9 tRNA genes are annotated in these 876 nt (G+C 50.1%); all 9 read right to left on the bottom strand.

The annotated features are described in order from the left end of the window. Positions 1-4: 4 nt before the first annotated feature. A tRNA-Pro gene (locus SCRDD08_RS10665) sits at positions 5-78 on the bottom strand. A 42-nt stretch (positions 79-120) separates the two neighbouring features. Continuing rightward, positions 121-194, bottom strand: a tRNA-Arg gene (locus tag SCRDD08_RS10660). A 57-nt stretch (positions 195-251) separates the two neighbouring features. After that, positions 252-325: transfer RNA gene (locus SCRDD08_RS10655), tRNA-Arg, on the bottom strand. An 18-nt stretch (positions 326-343) separates the two neighbouring features. After that, positions 344-429 (bottom strand) — tRNA-Leu (locus SCRDD08_RS10650). 5 nt (positions 430-434) lie between these two features. Continuing rightward, positions 435-506 (bottom strand) — tRNA-Gly (locus tag SCRDD08_RS10645). A gap of 18 nt (positions 507-524) precedes the next feature. Continuing rightward, positions 525-597: transfer RNA gene (locus SCRDD08_RS10640), tRNA-Thr, on the bottom strand. Positions 598-612: 15 nt separating this feature from the next. After that, positions 613-694 (bottom strand) — tRNA-Leu (locus tag SCRDD08_RS10635). Between the two features lie 5 nt (positions 695-699). After that, a tRNA-Lys gene (locus SCRDD08_RS10630) sits at positions 700-772 on the bottom strand. 30 nt (positions 773-802) lie between these two features. Further along, positions 803-875 (bottom strand) — tRNA-Asp (locus SCRDD08_RS10625). Between the last annotated feature and the right edge of the window lies 1 nt (position 876).

Here is an 876-nt window from a genome sequence, read left to right as displayed (position 1 = left end):
GATATCGGGAAGACAGGATTCGAACCTGCGACACCTTGGTCCCAAACCAAGTACTCTACCAAGCTGAGCTACTTCCCGATCATAAGTAAAAACGGAGTCATATGACCTCGTTTCCCTTCATGCACCCTAGAGGAGTCGAACCTCTAACCGCCTGATTCGTAGTCAGGTACTCTATCCAGTTGAGCTAAGGGTGCCCTATATCACGATAATCAATTATAACAAAAACACATAAAAAAGTCAAAACTTTCTTATGCACCCTAGAGGAGTCGAACCTCTAACCGCCTGATTCGTAGTCAGGTACTCTATCCAGTTGAGCTAAGGGTGCCCTGTCGCATATCCGCTATGCCGAGGACCGGAATCGAACCGGTACGATCGTTACCAATCGCAGGATTTTAAGTCCTGTGCGTCTGCCAGTTCCGCCACCCCGGCCTCAAAGCGAACGACGGGATTCGAACCCGCGACCCCCACCTTGGCAAGGTGGTGTTCTACCACTGAACTACGTTCGCATCTCTATCCAAAAAAAATGCCGGCTACATGACTTGAACACGCGACCCTCTGATTACAAATCAGATGCTCTACCAACTGAGCTAAGCCGGCTCATTTATATTTCTATGCGGGTTAAGGGACTTGAACCCCCACGCCCTAAAGCGCCAGATCCTAAATCTGGTGCGTCTGCCAATTCCGCCAAACCCGCGCTTATGACCCGTACTGGGCTCGAACCAGTGACCCTTTGATTAAAAGTCAAATGCTCTACCAACTGAGCTAACGAGTCTTTCTTCTTGAAACTGTCTAACAATTCCAACGGTCCCGACGGGAATCGAACCCGCGATCTTCGCCGTGACAGGGCGACGTGATAACCGCTACACTACGGGACCT

The organism is Streptococcus cristatus (genome assembly GCF_001578775.1).
GTDB lineage: Bacteria > Bacillota > Bacilli > Lactobacillales > Streptococcaceae > Streptococcus > Streptococcus cristatus_A.
This window is presented reverse-complemented; position numbering and strand designations above follow the sequence as displayed.